This is a genomic window from Brenneria sp. L4-2C (assembly GCF_040240335.1).
Classification (GTDB): Bacteria; Pseudomonadota; Gammaproteobacteria; order Enterobacterales; family Enterobacteriaceae; genus Brenneria.
The window spans coordinates 112,488-127,387 of the sequence record NZ_JBEIAC010000003.1 but is presented as its reverse complement, the minus strand read 5'-3'; the positions used below and the strand labels follow the sequence as shown (position 1 = coordinate 127,387).

At 58.7% G+C, this 14,900-nt stretch carries 12 protein-coding genes; 9 read left to right on the top strand and 3 right to left on the bottom strand.

The window, feature by feature from the left end:
- Nucleotides 1–4: 4 nt before the first annotated feature.
- Nucleotides 5–1,171: an MFS transporter gene (locus tag ABRZ26_RS06750; RefSeq protein WP_319603490.1), complete on the bottom strand. Its 1,167-nt coding sequence runs from the start codon at nucleotides 1,169–1,171 to the stop codon at nucleotides 5–7.
- Nucleotides 1,172–1,483: 312 nt separating this feature from the next.
- Here ABRZ26_RS06750 and menF point away from each other — a divergent pair, with 312 nt between their 5' ends.
- The 6 genes from menF to menE all read left to right on the top strand — a co-directional run bounded on the left by menF (nucleotide 1,484) and on the right by menE (nucleotide 8,667).
- Nucleotides 1,484–2,812, top strand: a complete 1,329-nt coding sequence (gene menF, locus ABRZ26_RS06745) for an isochorismate synthase MenF (protein ID WP_319603489.1) — start codon at nucleotides 1,484–1,486, stop codon at nucleotides 2,810–2,812.
- Nucleotides 2,813–2,995: 183 nt separating this feature from the next.
- The gene (gene menD, locus ABRZ26_RS06740) at nucleotides 2,996–4,672 is read left to right on the top strand and encodes a 2-succinyl-5-enolpyruvyl-6-hydroxy-3-cyclohexene-1-carboxylic-acid synthase (RefSeq protein WP_319603488.1); all 1,677 of its coding nucleotides are present in this window, start codon (nucleotides 2,996–2,998) and stop codon (nucleotides 4,670–4,672) included.
- Nucleotides 4,672–5,451 (top strand): 2-succinyl-6-hydroxy-2,4-cyclohexadiene-1-carboxylate synthase, encoded by a 780-nt coding sequence (menH, locus tag ABRZ26_RS06735; protein WP_319603487.1) that lies wholly within the window; start codon nucleotides 4,672–4,674, stop codon nucleotides 5,449–5,451. Before menD ends, menH begins: the two co-directional genes overlap by 1 nt.
- Before the next feature lie 5 nt (nucleotides 5,452–5,456).
- Nucleotides 5,457–6,314, top strand: coding sequence for a 1,4-dihydroxy-2-naphthoyl-CoA synthase (menB, locus tag ABRZ26_RS06730; protein ID WP_319603486.1), 858 nt, complete (start codon nucleotides 5,457–5,459; stop codon nucleotides 6,312–6,314).
- Complete coding sequence (gene menC, locus ABRZ26_RS06725) at nucleotides 6,314–7,285, top strand: o-succinylbenzoate synthase (protein ID WP_319603485.1); 972 nt, start codon at nucleotides 6,314–6,316, stop codon at nucleotides 7,283–7,285. The genes menB and menC overlap by 1 nt, the downstream gene beginning before the upstream one ends.
- Nucleotides 7,273–8,667 carry an o-succinylbenzoate--CoA ligase gene (menE, locus tag ABRZ26_RS06720; RefSeq protein ID WP_319603484.1) on the top strand — a complete coding sequence of 465 codons (1,395 nt, stop codon included), beginning with the start codon at nucleotides 7,273–7,275 and terminating at the stop codon, nucleotides 8,665–8,667. Before menC ends, menE begins: the two co-directional genes overlap by 13 nt.
- Before the next feature lie 163 nt (nucleotides 8,668–8,830).
- On the opposite strand, the gene ABRZ26_RS06715 is transcribed toward menE, so the two are convergent.
- Complete coding sequence (locus ABRZ26_RS06715) at nucleotides 8,831–10,273, bottom strand: catalase (RefSeq protein ID WP_319603694.1); 1,443 nt, start codon at nucleotides 10,271–10,273, stop codon at nucleotides 8,831–8,833.
- A gap of 249 nt (nucleotides 10,274–10,522) precedes the next feature.
- On the opposite strand from ABRZ26_RS06715, the gene ABRZ26_RS06710 reads away from it, so the two are divergent.
- The 3 genes from ABRZ26_RS06710 to ABRZ26_RS06700 all read left to right on the top strand — a co-directional run bounded on the left by ABRZ26_RS06710 (nucleotide 10,523) and on the right by ABRZ26_RS06700 (nucleotide 13,784).
- Nucleotides 10,523–11,065 (top strand): YfaZ family outer membrane protein, encoded by a 543-nt coding sequence (locus ABRZ26_RS06710; RefSeq protein ID WP_319603483.1) that lies wholly within the window; start codon nucleotides 10,523–10,525, stop codon nucleotides 11,063–11,065.
- Between the two features lie 270 nt (nucleotides 11,066–11,335).
- Complete coding sequence (locus ABRZ26_RS06705) at nucleotides 11,336–12,583, top strand: nicotinamide mononucleotide deamidase-related protein YfaY (protein WP_319603482.1); 1,248 nt, start codon at nucleotides 11,336–11,338, stop codon at nucleotides 12,581–12,583.
- A gap of 274 nt (nucleotides 12,584–12,857) precedes the next feature.
- Nucleotides 12,858–13,784 carry an Rpn family recombination-promoting nuclease/putative transposase gene (locus ABRZ26_RS06700; protein WP_319603481.1) on the top strand — a complete coding sequence of 309 codons (927 nt, stop codon included), beginning with the start codon at nucleotides 12,858–12,860 and terminating at the stop codon, nucleotides 13,782–13,784.
- A gap of 202 nt (nucleotides 13,785–13,986) precedes the next feature.
- Here ABRZ26_RS06700 and ABRZ26_RS06695 read toward each other — a convergent pair whose 3' ends face one another.
- A complete protein-coding gene (locus ABRZ26_RS06695; RefSeq protein ID WP_319603480.1) occupies nucleotides 13,987–14,847 on the bottom strand; it encodes a co-chaperone YbbN in 861 nt (286 codons plus the stop codon).
- Nucleotides 14,848–14,900: the final 53 nt, after the last annotated feature.

Genomic DNA, 14,900 nt, shown 5'->3' with positions numbered 1-14,900 from the left:
CTGATTAACGAATAACGGCACGCGCGCTGAGACTGACGAGCAATAACAATAGCGCGACGCAGCCAAACGCCATTGCCAGGTCGCTGATTTGCGCGATAAACCCCAGCAGCGTCGGGCCAATCAGAATACCGGCGTAGCCGAGGGTGGTAATCGAGGCGATAGCCAGATTCGCCGGCATGACTTTTTGATTCCCCGCGGCGCTGAAAAGAATAGGCACCACGTTGGACGCTCCCAATCCCACCATAACGAAACCGAATATCGAGGTTATCGCGTTGTCGATGGCGATGGTCAGCAGCAGGCCTAACGCCGCGCACAGGCTGCCGCCGGCCAGAATGGCGAAACGCCCCAGAGCATTGACGATGCGGTCGCCATTCAGCCTGCCCAGCGTCATCGCAACGGAAAATGCGGCATAGCCGATACCTGCCTGCGCGCTGGTCAGATGGCGTTCGGCGCTTAAGAACAGGGCGCTCCAGTCCAGAATTGCACCTTCAGCCAGAAACATAATAAAGCACAGCAGGCCGATAAACATGATCCAACCGCGCGGGATGACGAATAAGGGGGTGTTATCGGCCTGCCGGGTGGCGCGCAACAGATGATTTTGCGCTGACGCCAGGAATATCAGCACCAGGACGGCAATCGTCAGAATCGCCATCAGCGGCGACAGCCCCAGCCACAGCAAGGCGCTGACGCCGCCCGCGCCGGCTATGCCGCCGACGCTGAAAAATCCGTGAAACCCGGACATCATGGCCCGGCCGCTGGCCTGTTCGACAATCACCGCCTGAATATTCATCGACACATCGATGGTGCCGATGGTCGCGCCAAAAAAGAGCAGAGCAAGAGCCATCAGCGGCAGGGTATCCGCCTGCGTCAGCATCGGCAACACCAGGCAAAGCAAGACGCCGGCCATTAATATGACGGTCCGGCATCCCAGCTTGCTGGTTAACATGCCGGTCAGCGGCATCGCCAGAAGGGAACCGATACCGAGCGAAAGCAGCAGCATGCCGAGGGAAGCGTCATTGATCGCCAGGCGATCTTTGACAAAAGGCACCAGCGGCGCCCAGGAAGCCATGGCAAACCCCGCGATAAAGAAAGTCATCCGCGTTGCCGCCTGCGCCTTTTTGCCGGGCTGTTGCTGATTAATGGACTGCTCGGGATTCAGTGTTGTACTCATCACCTGAAGGACACATACCTAATAGACGCAATGGGGCTTCTTTCTACCATAATTGCGTGGCTGAATCGAAGAGTTCGTCATTTTTGCGCCATAGATGGCGGGATTATCGGATAAGTTAACGCCGGTTGTACGAAAGATGAGCAATCATTCGGCGCGGGATAAATCTTGTACGCCGGAAGAATGCCGCGGCAAAGCGCATCGGGAGCGGGATCCCTTGCCCGGAAAATTCCTTTTATCCTGAATAACCTCTCACCCACAGCGCCTTTTTTTCCCGTATAATCCCCTACTTTACGTTAGGATTCCGGGGTTACGTTGAGACAACTTTCCGACTTGTTGCGTCACATGCAACAGGATTTGCGCAAGCCACTGCCATCAAATGCGGGATTCAAACAGATAACGCGCTCCCTGGTTATCAGCGAACCGGCTGAGTTATTGCCGTGGCTGGCGACGCAACCCGCCTATCCGCAGTTTTACTGGCAGCATCGTCAGGAGAGTGAAGAAGCGGCGGTTTGCGGGCGAGTATGCGGTTTTCATCATATTCGGCAGGCGGAAGCGTTCCTTGCTCAGCATCATTGCGCGCCGGACGTACGCATCTGGGGGCTTAACGCGTTTAACCAAACGTCCCGCGAAAACGAGCAGGGCGCCTCTGCCGGTTATCTCTTTTTGCCGCGCGTCGAGTTATTGCGTCAGGGCCATACGCTCAGGCTGCAAATTAACCTGTTTAGTGAAACTTCGCTCCGGCAGGATGCTGATGAAGCGGCGGCGTTTATCAATTTTCTTCTGCCGGTCAGGCCGCTTCCCCCTTTGCAGAGCGAGATTAAGACGGTGGAACACCAGCCGGATCGTCGGCACTGGGATCGTCTGATACAGCTTGCGCTGCGCGATATTACGGCCGGAGAGATGGACAAAGTGGTGCTGGCGCGAACCACGACGCTAACGTTGGATCAACCATTGCAGGCCACGACGTTTATGGCCGCCAGCCGCGCCGTCAATCACCACTGTTTCCATTTTATGCTGGCGCATGACGCCCGGCAGGCGTTTCTCGGTTCCAGCCCTGAGCGGCTTTATCGCCGATGCGATACGCAGCTTGAAACCGAAGCGCTGGCCGGTACGGTAGCCAATGATAAAGACGCGGGCAAAACCGCGGCGCTTGCCGACTGGCTGATGAAAGATAGCAAAAACCAACGCGAAAACATGCTGGTGGTTGATGATATCTGCCAGCGGTTGCAACAGTCTGCGCGCGCGCTGGATGTGATGCCGCCGGAAATCGTGCGTTTGCGCAAGGTGCAGCATTTGCGTCGAACCATTCAGGCGGAGCTGAAGGAGAAGTCGGACGCCGTCTGTCTTGATGATTTGCAGCCCACGGCCGCGGTGGCCGGTCTGCCCAGAACGGCCGCCCGTCGTTTTATAACGCAATATGAGCCGTTCGATCGCGGCTGGTATGCCGGTTCCGCCGGTTATCTCTCCCGTCGGCGATCGGAGTTTTGCGTGGCGCTGCGTTCAGCGGAAATCAACGATAATATTCTCAAGCTGTACGCCGGCGCCGGCATTGTGGCGGGATCCGATCCGGAACAGGAATGGCGGGAGTTGGAAAACAAGGCCGCCGGGTTAAAATCCCTGTTAGAGGGCGATATGTCCTAGTTTGATTTTATGTCTGTTGTACCAGGCGCCGGTTTATATCAACGTCGGCGCTACATACCCAATTGATGTCGAGTTGCAGGCCTGCTGCCTGCGGCAGCCCGAAGAGGGCGTATAGCCGGGTCAGCGCCGTTGCGACTGGAAAGATGATGGGGATAGTCCGCCACCTGAGTTGTTGAGTGAATAATGTCAACAAGTGTATTTAATCGTCGCTGGGCCGCGTTATTGCTGGAGGCGCTGACCCGTCATGGCGTCCGCCATATCTGTATCGCGCCCGGCTCCCGTTCGACGCCGCTGACGCTGTCCGCGGCGGAGCATGGCGCGTTGATTTGCCACACCCATTTTGACGAGCGGGGGTTAGGGCATTTGGCGCTGGGATTGGCGAAAACCCGCGGTGAGCCCGTCGCCATCGTCGTGACGTCCGGTACGGCGGCGGCCAATCTTTATCCTGCGATTATTGAAGCGGGATTGACCGGCGAGCGTTTGATCGTGCTGACGGCCGACCGTCCTCCTGAATTAATCGACTGCGGCGCCAATCAAGCCATTCGCCAGCATGGGTTATACGCCTCTCACCCGACTCAGGCGCTGAACCTGCCGCGTCCCACGCCGGATATTCCCGCCCGCTGGCTGGTTTCGACGCTGGACAGCGCGCTATCCGAACTCGCGCACGGCGCATTGCACATCAATTGCCCGTTCGCCGAACCGTTATACGGCGCGGATGATGAAGATGCCTACCTTGACTGGCTGGCGCCTTTGGGCGACTGGCTGCAAGGGCGCGAGCCCTGGCTGCAACAGGTACGGCGACAGGCGTTGACGGTTCAAGCCGACTGGGGGGAATGGCGGCAGCGACGCGGCGTGGTGATTGCCGGCAACGTCGGCCCGCGGCAGGGCGCGCAAATCGCGCAATGGGCGGCCGCCCTTGGCTGGCCGCTGATTGGCGATGTGTTATCGCAAAGCGGTCAACCCTTGCCCTGCGCCGATATTTGGCTGGCCTGTCCCGCGGCGGTTGAACGGCTGCGGCAAGCCGAGATTGTGGTGCAGTTCGGCGGCAATCTGACCGGCAAACGGTTGTTGCAATGGCAGGCGCAGTGTCAGCCGCGTGAGTTTTGGCTGGTCGATGAGCGACCCGGCCGGTTGGATCCGGCCCACCATCGCGGACGGCGCCTGATTGCCGATGTCGGCGACTGGCTGAGCGCGCATCCGCCGGTCAGGCAGATCCCCTGGGCCGACGACCTGACAACCATCGCGCATCATGCCCGCCGGCAGGCTATGGCCTATCTGGCGCCGCGTTTCGGCGAAGCGCAACTGGCGCAACGCGTACCAGAACTGTTGCCGCCGGAAGGACAGCTTTTCGTCGGCAACAGTCTGGCGATCCGTCTTATTGATGCGCTGGCGCAGCTGCCGGCGCAATACCCGGTGTACGCGAATCGCGGCGCCAGCGGGATTGATGGGTTAATCTCGACGCTGGCCGGCGTGCAGCGCGGCAATTCGCGCGCCACGCTGGGGATTGTGGGCGATCTTTCCGCGCTGTACGACCTGAATGCGTTAGCCCTGCTGCGTCAGGCGCCGGCGCCGCTGGTATTGATTGTGGTTAACAACAATGGCGGTCAGATCTTTTCTCTGCTGCCGACGCCGGAGGCTCAGCGGGAGACGTTTTACTGCATGCCGCAAAATGTGGAATTCGCGCACGCCGCCGCGATGTTCGGCCTGAATTATGTGCGCGCCGAGCGGTGGCAGCAGGTGGCCGATGCGGTCGCCAACGCTTGGCGGCAGGGCGGCGTGACGCTGCTGGAGGTTATCGTGCCGCCGCAAGACGGCGCGCAAACGTTGAACGCGTTGGTTTCTCTGGCGGAGACGTGGTGATGCTGCACTGCCGGAAAATTACCCCTGAGAGCGTTTCGCCCGCGCGGCCGTGGCTGGTATGCCTGCATGGCCTGTTGGGCAGCGGCGAGGACTGGCGGCCGGTGACGCCGTTTTTCAACGACTGGCCTTTGCTGCTGGTGGATTTACCCGGACACGGCGGATCGCGGGCGGTAAGAACCAGCGGCTTTGCACAGGTCAGTCGGCAGTTAACCGCCACGTTGCGGCAGCAGGGTATTGACGACTTTTGGCTGCTGGGGTATTCGTTGGGCGGCCGTATCGCCATGTATCACGCCTGTCACGGGCCAGCGTGCGGAATGCTCGGGCTGCTGGTCGAAGGGGGAAACCCCGGTCTGGCGCAACCGCGATCACGGCAAGAACGCCTGTCGCACGATGCCGACTGGGCGCGGCGTTTTCGCCATGAACCCATCGAGGCGGTGTTGGATGATTGGTATCGACAGGCGGTGTTTGCGGATTTAAACGCCGTTCAGCGCGCCGCGCTGGTTGCTCGGCGTCGGCATAATGACGGCGCGGCGGTCGCCGATATGCTGGAGGCCACCTCGCTCGGGCATCAACCCTGGTTAGGAGAAACGCTGCGCCAGCGGGCTTTCCCTTTCGCTTACCTGTGCGGCGAACAGGACGCTAAATTTCAAACGTTGGCAAAACAGGATAACCTGCCGTTACTGACGGTGACTCAGGCCGGTCATAACGCCCATTTAGCCAATCCGGCGGAGTATGCCGCGCGGATACTTTCTTTCATTTCGCATCCCGTTAAGGATTAATTATTATGCTTTATCCCAGTGAAGAACTGCTTTACGCCCCGGTAGAATGGCACGATTGCAGCGGCGATTTCGTCGATATCCTTTATCACAAATCCGCCGACGGCATCGCCAAAATCACCATCAACCGTCCTCAGGTGCGTAATGCCTTTCGCCCGCAAACGGTGAAAGAGATGATCCAGGCGCTGGATAACGCCCGTCACGACGACGGCATCGGCGTGATTATTCTGACCGGCGCGGGCGACAAGGCGTTCTGCTCCGGCGGCGATCAGAAAGTGCGCGGCGATTACGGCGGTTATCAGGACGACAGCGGCGTACACCATCTGAACGTGCTGGACTTCCAGCGTCAAATCCGCACCTGTCCGAAACCGGTGGTGGCGATGGTGGCCGGCTACTCCATCGGCGGCGGACACGTGCTGCATATGATGTGCGATCTGACCATCGCCGCGGAAAACGCCGTCTTCGGCCAGACCGGGCCGCGCGTCGGATCCTTTGACGGCGGCTGGGGCGCATCCTATATGGCGCGCATCGTCGGGCAGAAAAAAGCGCGCGAAATCTGGTTCCTGTGCCGCCAGTATGACGCCGCCCAGGCGCTGGATATGGGGTTGGTCAACACCGTGGTGCCGTTGGCCGAGCTGGAAAAAGAGACGGTGCGCTGGTGCCGCGAGATGTTGCAGAACAGCCCGATGGCGCTGCGCTGCCTGAAAGCCGCCCTCAACGCCGACTGCGACGGTCAGGCCGGTTTGCAGGAACTGGCGGGCAACGCCACCATGCTGTTCTACATGACCGACGAAGGGCAGGAAGGGCGTAACGCCTTTAATGAAAAACGCCAGCCTGACTTCAGCAAATTCAAACGGAATCCGTAATGCGTCAGGTTAAGGTTTATCGCTACAGCGTACCGATGGAAGCCGGCGTGGTGCTGCGTAACCAGCGTCTGAAAAGCCGCGAGGGGCTAATCGTTCACCTGCGTCAGGGCGACGAGCAGGGCTGGGGAGAGATTGCGCCGCTGCCGGCGTTCAGCGTGGAAACGCTGGCGCAGGCCGAATCGGCGACGCTGGCGCAGTTGTCGCGCTGGGCGGCCGGCGAGTCGCTGGCCGATGAACTTCCGCCATCGGTCGCCTTTGGTCTGAGCTGCGCGCTGGCCGAGCTGGATCAACGCTTGCCGGCGCAGGCCGACTATCGCAAGGCGCCGCTGTGCAACGGCGATCCCGACGAACTGTTCGCCATGCTTCAGGGACTGCCGGGCGAAAAAGTCGCCAAGGTCAAAGTCGGCCTGTATGAAGCGGTGCGCGACGGCATGATCGTGAATATGTTGCTGGAGGCGTTACCGGATCTGAAACTGCGGCTGGATGCCAATCGCAGTTGGACGCGCGCCAAAGCCGACGGTTTTGCCCGCTATGTGGATCCGGCCCTGCGCTCGCGCATCGCTTTTCTGGAAGAACCGTGCAAAACGCGACAGGAGTCCCGCGAGTTCGCGCGGGAAACCGGTATCAATATCGCCTGGGATGAAAGCGTGCGCGAGGCGGATTTCCGGGTCGAAGCGGAGCCGGGCGTCAGCGCGATTGTGATAAAACCAACGCTGGTCGGCAGCCTGGCGCGTTGTCAGCGCCTTATTCAGCAGGCGCATCAGGCGGGGCTAACGGCGGTTATCAGCTCCAGTATCGAATCCAGTCTGGGGTTAAGCCAACTGGCGCGGCTGGCGCATTGGCTGACGCCCGACGCCATTCCCGGCCTGGATACGCTGGAATTGATGCAGGCGCAGGTGGTCAGACGCTGGCCGGAAAGCGAATTGCCGCTGTTGACGGCCGGGCAACTGGAACCGGTATGGCAATCCTGAACGACTGGCCCTGGCATTACTGGGCCGAACGCGCGGCGCAACGCGTCGCGTTAATCGAAAACGATACCTGCTGGAACTGGCGGCAGACGGCCTGCCGGATTAATCAACTGGCTGCCTGCTTTGCGCGACAGGGGGTGACGCCGGGATGCGGCGTCGTGCTGCGAGGCAGGAACAGCGCCGATATGCTGTTCTGTTATCTCGCGCTGTTGCAATGCGGCGCGCGGCTGCTGCCGCTGAATCCGCAGTTGCCGGAACCATTGACCCATTCGCTGCTGCGTTCGCTTGATATCGACCACGGGCTATGTCTGAACGGGCAAGCGTGGCCGTCCGGCATAGCCGCGTTGCGGCATGAAGCCGTTGAACCGCTCTTTTCCGCGTCGCCGGTACTGCGCTGGCAACCGCAACGGTTGGCGACGCTGACGCTAACCTCCGGCTCCAGCGGCGAGCCTAAAGCGGCGGCGCATACCTTTGCCGCCCATCTGGCCAGCGCCGAAGGCGTGTTGGCGATGATGGCGTTTGCGCCCGGCGATAGCTGGCTATTGTCATTGCCGCTGTTTCACGTTTCAGGGCAGGGGATCGTATGGCGCTGGCTCTCCTCTGGCGCAACCGTTGCGGTGCGCGTCAATCAACCTCTGGAGTCGGCGTTGCAGGGGTGTACTCACGCGTCGCTGGTGCCGACCCAACTGTGGCGTCTGGTATCGCATAATACTCTGCCGGCCACATTGAAAGCGGTATTGCTGGGCGGCGCGATGATCCCGCAGGATCTTACGCGGCAGGCGGAAGCGCGCGGCGTGAGCTGCTGGTGCGGATACGGCTTAACTGAACTGGCTTCAACGGTGTGCGCCAAACGCGCCGATGGCCGGGGCGGCGTCGGACTGCCGTTGCGCGGACGGGAAATCCGGCTGGTGGATGAAGAGGTACAGTTGCGGGGCAGTTCGCTGGCGTCGGGCTACTGGCGGGATGGGCGGCTTTCGCCGCTGGTCGATGAGGACGGATGGTTCCATACCCGGGATCGCGGCAGCTTTGCCGATGGCGAGTGGCGAATTCTGGGGCGACTGGACAATCAGTTTTTCAGCGGCGGCGAAGGTATTCAACCGGAAAATATTGAATCGGTGTTGCTGGCGCACCCGGATGTTCAGCAGGCCTGCGTGGTGCCGGTTGATGACGTGGAGTTCGGCCAGCGTCCGGCGGCGGTGGTTGAAATAACCGGCTCGACCACGCTGGATGCGCTGCGGGATTGGTTGCAGCCACAGTTGGCGGGATTCCAGCGCCCGGTCGCCTATTATTATCTGCCGGCGGTATTGAAGAACGGCGGTATTAAAGTCTCTCGCCGTCAGGTGCAGGCGTGGGTTGATAGTGAGCGCAATCAGAAGCAAGGCTGAGGCGTGTTTTCGTTTGGTTTGCTGACCGACTTTGTTGTTCCGACCCCACCCCGGCCCTCCCCTTCGCAGGGGAGGGGGACAGCACCTCCCCCTGACAAGGGGGAGGCCGGGTGGGGGTTGTTAAGGACAACGCGAGTCCTGAAACGACCTCACGCTCATTCAGTTATTTCCCAACGGCCGCCAGCGCTTTTTTGACCCCGTCGCCATAAGCGGGATCGACCTTATTGAATAGCGCAATCTGGCGCTCCTGAATAAATTCAGGCACCTGCGACAGTTCTCCGGCGATACGCTGGAACATGCGCTGGTGTTCCTCTTCGCTCAGCAGATGGAACAGCGCCCTGGGCTGGCTGTAGTAATCATCATCTTCACGGTGATTCCAGTGATCGGCTGCGCCTTCAATGGTTAACGGCGGTTCGCTGAAGTCCGGCTGTTCCTGAAAGACGCCAAAGCTGTTCGGTTCATAGGTCGCGCCGTTGCCGCTGTTGCCGTCGACGCGCATGGCGCCATCGCGGTGGTAATTGTGGAACGGACATTTCGGCGCATTTACCGGGATCTGGTGGTGGTTAACCCCCAGGCGGTAACGTGCGGCGTCGCCATAGGAGAACAGGCGGCCCTGCAACATTTTATCCGGCGAGAAGCTGACGCCGGGTACGACGTGCGCCGGGTTAAAGGCGACTTGTTCCACTTCGGAAAAATAGTTATCCGGATTGCGGTTCAGTTCGAAAAAGCCGACATCGATTAGCGGATAATCGCCGTGCGGCCACACTTTGGTCAGATCGAACGGGTTATACGGAACCTGCGACGCTTCGGCTTCCGGCATGATCTGAATCTGTAGTTTCCAGCGCGGGAAGTCGCCGTTTTCAATGGCGTTGAACAGATCGCGCTGCGAACTTTCGCGGTCTTTGCCCACCAGCGCTTCCGCTTCGTCATCCATTAGATTTTCGATGCCCTGCTGGCAACGGAAGTGAAATTTCACCCAAAAGCGTTCATTGGCGGCGTTGATAAAGCTGTAGGTGTGGCTGCCGAAGCCGTGAATATGACGGAAGGATTTGGGTAATCCACGGTCGCTGAAATCAATCGTCAACTGGTGCAGCGCTTCCGGCAGATGAGAGAAGAAATCCCATTTGTAGACCGGGTTACGCAGATTGGTGCGCGGGTCGCGTTTGACGATGTGGTTAAGGTCGGGGAATTTCAGCGGATCGCGCAGGTAAAACACCGGCGTATTGTTGCCCACCAGATCCCAGTTGCCTTCTTCGGTATAGAATTTCATGGCGAAACCGCGGATATCGCGTTCCGCGTCGGCGGCCCCGCGTTCACCGGCTACGGTGGAAAAACGCGCAAACATCTCGGTTTGCTTGCCTATTTCAGAAAAGATTTTAGCCCGGGTATAACGGGTGATATCGTGGGTCACGGTAAAGGTGCCGTGAGCGCCGGAGCCTTTGGCATGCATACGTCGTTCCGGAATGACTTCACGGTCGAAGTGCGCCAGTTTTTCCAAAAACCAAACGTCTTGCAATAACATCGGGCCACGCGGGCCGGCGGTAACAACATTGTTATTATCAACCACGGGCGAGCCGGCAACGGTGGTCAGCTTTTTCTTGCTCATCATTTTTTCCTTATATCTATCTCGCTATGCGTATTTGAGTTTCTCCCTTAAATACTATTAGTCATTATGTGGTTTTTAGGCAAATTGAGGCGCTTATCTTTTTAGGCCCGTCAGGCGGCGGCGCTGCCGGGAATAAATGAACTTTTCGGACAAGGTTACGCTGGAGTCGCTATACGATTCGCGTAGAATCGGCGACGATACCTACCTATTTTGCACGCGCGTTTATAACTGCTTTGAAGGATATTCAAAATGAAAAAGTTTGTGATTGCTTGTGCGGGAAGTTTGCTGTTTGCCGCATCCTCTGTATCCGCCATCGGCATCTCCGGAGAAGCCGGGCGTGATTATGCGGGGGCAAATGTCGGTTTTGGCCTGCTTGTCCCCGGATTGTCGGGTAATGTGAGCTATGCGCACGGGGACAATAATAACGATATTTATGGTTTCGGACTGGGCTACACGCTTCCGGTGGGGCCGCTGAAGGTGACGCTCGGCGGCAAGGCGCTGTATTTGAATCAGGATCGCGGTTCAGACGGCCATGCGCTGGCGCTGGGCGGCGGTCTGCAATGGCCGATCAACCGCTACTTCTCCCTCTATGGCGAAGGTTATTACTCTCCGGACGCCTTCTCCAGCCACGTCGATCACTATGTTGAAGGCAAGGCCGGCGTTCGCTGGCAGGTCATTGGTCCGCTCAATGTCGATGTCGGTTATCGTTATATCAATCTGGCCGGCGAGAACGGTCGTTCAGATAATAAACTGGCCGATTCCGCCTATATCGGCGTGGGTTTGAATTTCTGATCATCGTCAACGAAATAGCCGGGAGAGATTTTCAACGTCGCCTGCGACGCCCCGGCATTTTCTTTCCGCTACGGCGGCAAAGAAACATTGTGTTTCGCCCGTCGAGTTTCTAAAGTGTCCGTTATACCCCCATCTTTCAAGTGACTACGGCGTTGGCTTCCCTTCCTTCTTCCCGTTATCTGATTGACGAAACGCTCAGGGATTTATCCGGCGGCCGCCCGACTTCATCTTGAAAACGATGAGGCGTAGAACAACAAATAGGAGTGGAAAATGCTTAGGGTCGAGATGTTATGTACTGGCGATGAAGTGCTGCATGGTCAAATTGTTGATACCAATGCGGCCTGGCTGGCGGATTACCTGTTTCATCAGGGGCTGCCGATGGCGAGCCGCATGACGGTGGGGGACGATCTCGAGGCTTTGGTCTCGGCGTTGACCCAGCGCAGCCAAATTGCGGACGTCTTGATCGTCAATGGCGGATTAGGGCCAACCAGTGATGACCTTAGCGCGTTAGCGGCGGCCACGGCAGCCGGAGAGGGGTTGGTCGAACATGAGGAATGGCTTGAGCGGATGGAAGCCTTCTTCGCCGAGCGGGGCCGGGTGATGTCGCCGAACAACCGTAAACAGGCGCAACTGCCGGCGAGCGCGGAAATGATTGATAACCCTGTCGGCACCGCCTGCGGTTTTGCCCTGCGGTTAAATAAGTGCCTGATGTTTTTTACGCCGGGCGTGCCGTCCGAATTCAAGGTTATGGTGGATCGGCAAATCATGCCGCGTCTGCGCGAACGTTTTACTATCTCCCCGCCGCCGCTGTGTCTGCGTTTAACCACCTTTGGCCGTTCGGAAAGCGATCTCGCCAGCCAACTGGACGGGGTCGCGCTTCCTTCCGGCGTGGTATTGGGCTATCGCTCCTCCGTGCCGGTGATTGAATTGAAATTAACCGGGCCGGCCGCACAGCGGGCGGCAATGGAACAACGCTGGGAACAGGTGCGCGCCGTAGCCGGAGAAAATACGCTATTCGAAGGCACGGAGGGGCTGCCCGCACAGTTGGCGCGTCGGCTGGCTGAACGCGATCTGCAACTGGCGGTGAGTGAAGATTTTACCGCCGGTCTGCTGAACTGGCAGCTACGGTCGGCTAATGTACCGCTGTCCGGCGGCGAGTTATTGGTCAATACGGAACCGCGGACGTTAGGCCGACTGGCGGACGATGCCCGTCAACTGGCGGCGCGCCATCAGGCCGCGCTGGCGTTGATGGTCGGCGCCCGGCCGGACGATCGCTTGGCGATCGCGCTGCATACGCCGCAAGGCGATTTCGCGTTGGCGATACAGTTTAACGTGGCGCGTTATAGCTTGCAGACGCATCAGGAAGTGGTGGCGATGCTGGCGATGAACATGTTGCGCCGCTGGCTGAACGGCTGGCCGGTATGTCGCGGCCACGGCTGGATAAATGTGCTGGAAACGCTGGATATGCCCGCCAACGGTCGCGGGCATGATGGAGCGAGCGCCATTCCCGCGAAATAACCCCGTGACTCCCGCGAAGGCGGGAGTCAGCCGATAGCGGTTTCAGGCCACTGCCGCGGGGATGATGGCGTCATATTTTACTACGGGATGACGGCAGCGGAAAATCCCCTTGTCAAAGTGCGAGCCTGATCCAGACGAGAGCGGGAATTAACCCGCCATTGCCGGTGAAACGCGAACGCCTGCTTATTTCCCGCTATTCATGGAAAAGTTGTATTTACCCGTGCCCGCCAACCCGCCATGATGGACGAACCATCATTCACCACCGGGCGCATGGATGAAAAAAACCGCCTCCTCTACGCCGCACGACGCGGCATTTAAAGCCGTACTCACCCATCCGCAGGCGGCCCGCGATTTTCTGGACATCCATCTGCCGCCGTCGCTGCGGGAATTATGCAATCTGGATTCGCTGCAACTGGCTCACGGCAGCTTTATCGAAGAAGATTTGCGCGCCTGTTATTCCGATGTGCTCTGGTCGCTGACAACCCGGCACGGCGAAGGCTACGTCTACACGCTGATTGAGCACCAGAGCACCCCCGACAGACATATGGCGTTTCGTTTGCTGCGCTATGCCGTAGCCGTGATGCAGCGTCACCTTGACGACGGTCATCAGCAATTGCCGCTGGTTATTCCCATCCTATTTTACCATGGGCAGACCAGTCCTTATCCTTACCCGATGTGCTGGCTACAGGCGTTTGCCGACCCGGCCGTAGCGCAAACATTGTACAGCGGGAATTTCTCGCTGGTGGACGTGACCGTTATCCCGGACGATGAAATTATGCGCCACCGTAGTGTGGCGATGCTTGAACTGCTGCAAAAACATGTTCGCAGCCGTAACCTGGACAAACTGCTGGATCGTCTGGTCATCCTGCTGATTGCCGATTACACTACCGATACGCAGTTGACCACCCTGATAAACTATATGATGCAGGCCGGTAACGCCGCCAACCCGAACGCTTTTATCCGCAAACTGGCGCAGCGCGTACCAAGGCATAAGGAGGCTCTGATGACAATCGCACAGAAACTGGAACAGAAAGGGCTGAAGCGCGGTGTACGGGAAGGAATACGACGGGGCAAACAAGAAGGCAAATTGGAGGGCAAATTGGAAGTCGCCCGTAGTTTGTTAAAAATGGGGCTGCCGCTGGCGTCTGTTCAGGAAGCCACCGGCTTGACGGCGGAAGCGCTGGCGAATATCTCTCATTGATCGGTTCGCGCTGAACTCAGCGAAAGAATAACGGCCTGCCATGTTGATTATCCGACAGCACACTACGCGCCGGCGCGAATAAGCCGTTTACGGTTTCAGGCGGCGATCCCCGCCTACTGCCGCGGGGATGACGGAGTAGCAGACGGGGATAACGCGCGGTTGGCCGGCACGGCGATGGCGGTTTGCGCTGCGGACGACGGCGTCAGTACAACAGCGAGTAGAGCTGACGGCGGTAGCGGGCGGCGAGAGCGTCGCCCGTGCCGAGCGCGGACATGATATCCATCAGCGTCTTGCGCGCGTTGCCTTGCGCCGCGCCCAGATCTTGTTTCAGAAAGCCCATCAACAGTTCGAGCGCTTCTTCATTACGGCCTACCTGATGCATCTGCAACGCCAGTTTTACCGCCAGCTCGGCATTTTGCCCATCGGCCGCCAACTGCTGTTGCAATTGCTGAATTTCCGGGGTGTCGGCCGCCTGCTTCAGGAGTTCGATCTGCGCCACCAGGCTATGGTAACGGGTATCCTGATCCTGTAGCGGAATGGTCGCCAGCACCGCTTCGGCATCTTCGCTGCGGTTAAGCTGGATCTGCACCTCGGCCAGCATCAAACCGATATCGCTGCGCTGTTGGCTAAGCTGCCAGGCTTCCTTCAGCAATAACATCGCTTCCGGCAGTTTGCCTTCCTGAATCAACTGCTGAGCTTCGGCGACTTTGAGTTCTTCCGCTTTCGGCAATGCGCGCTGGAGCAGTTCGCGGATCGCGTCTTCCGGCTGCGGCCCCTGGAATCCATCCAACGGCTGGCCGTCTTTGAACAGATAGACGGTTGGGATCGCCCGCAGGCCGAATTGCGCCGCAACATGTTGCTCTGCATCGCAATCCACGCGGGCAAGAATAAATTGACCGGCATATTCCTGCGCCAGTTTATCCAGTACCGGTTCCAGTTGCTGGCAATGCTGACTGCGCGCCGACCAGAAGTAAAACAGTACAGGCAGCGTCGCGGAATGTTCCAGAACCTGATGAAGGTTGGACTCGTTAACATCAATAATATTTGCTTGTTGTTCTAGCATGGGGGTTCTCTCTCATCCGTTTTGACTGTATGCCCGTCATTGATATCTATCAG

Coding starts and splice junctions, on each gene's coding strand:
- ABRZ26_RS06750 (WP_319603490.1), bottom strand. CDS start 1,171: ATGAGTACAACACTGAATCCCGAGCAGTCCATTAATCAGCAACAGCCC.
- menD (WP_319603488.1), top strand. CDS start 2,996: ATGTCAACAAGTGTATTTAATCGTCGCTGGGCCGCGTTATTGCTGGAG.
- menH (WP_319603487.1), top strand. CDS start 4,672: ATGCTGCACTGCCGGAAAATTACCCCTGAGAGCGTTTCGCCCGCGCGG.
- menB (WP_319603486.1), top strand. CDS start 5,457: ATGCTTTATCCCAGTGAAGAACTGCTTTACGCCCCGGTAGAATGGCAC.
- menC (WP_319603485.1), top strand. CDS start 6,314: ATGCGTCAGGTTAAGGTTTATCGCTACAGCGTACCGATGGAAGCCGGC.
- menE (WP_319603484.1), top strand. CDS start 7,273: ATGGCAATCCTGAACGACTGGCCCTGGCATTACTGGGCCGAACGCGCG.
- ABRZ26_RS06715 (WP_319603694.1), bottom strand. CDS start 10,273: ATGAGCAAGAAAAAGCTGACCACCGTTGCCGGCTCGCCCGTGGTTGAT.
- ABRZ26_RS06710 (WP_319603483.1), top strand. CDS start 10,523: ATGAAAAAGTTTGTGATTGCTTGTGCGGGAAGTTTGCTGTTTGCCGCA.
- ABRZ26_RS06705 (WP_319603482.1), top strand. CDS start 11,336: ATGCTTAGGGTCGAGATGTTATGTACTGGCGATGAAGTGCTGCATGGT.
- ABRZ26_RS06700 (WP_319603481.1), top strand. CDS start 12,858: ATGAAAAAAACCGCCTCCTCTACGCCGCACGACGCGGCATTTAAAGCC.
- ABRZ26_RS06695 (WP_319603480.1), bottom strand. CDS start 14,847: ATGCTAGAACAACAAGCAAATATTATTGATGTTAACGAGTCCAACCTT.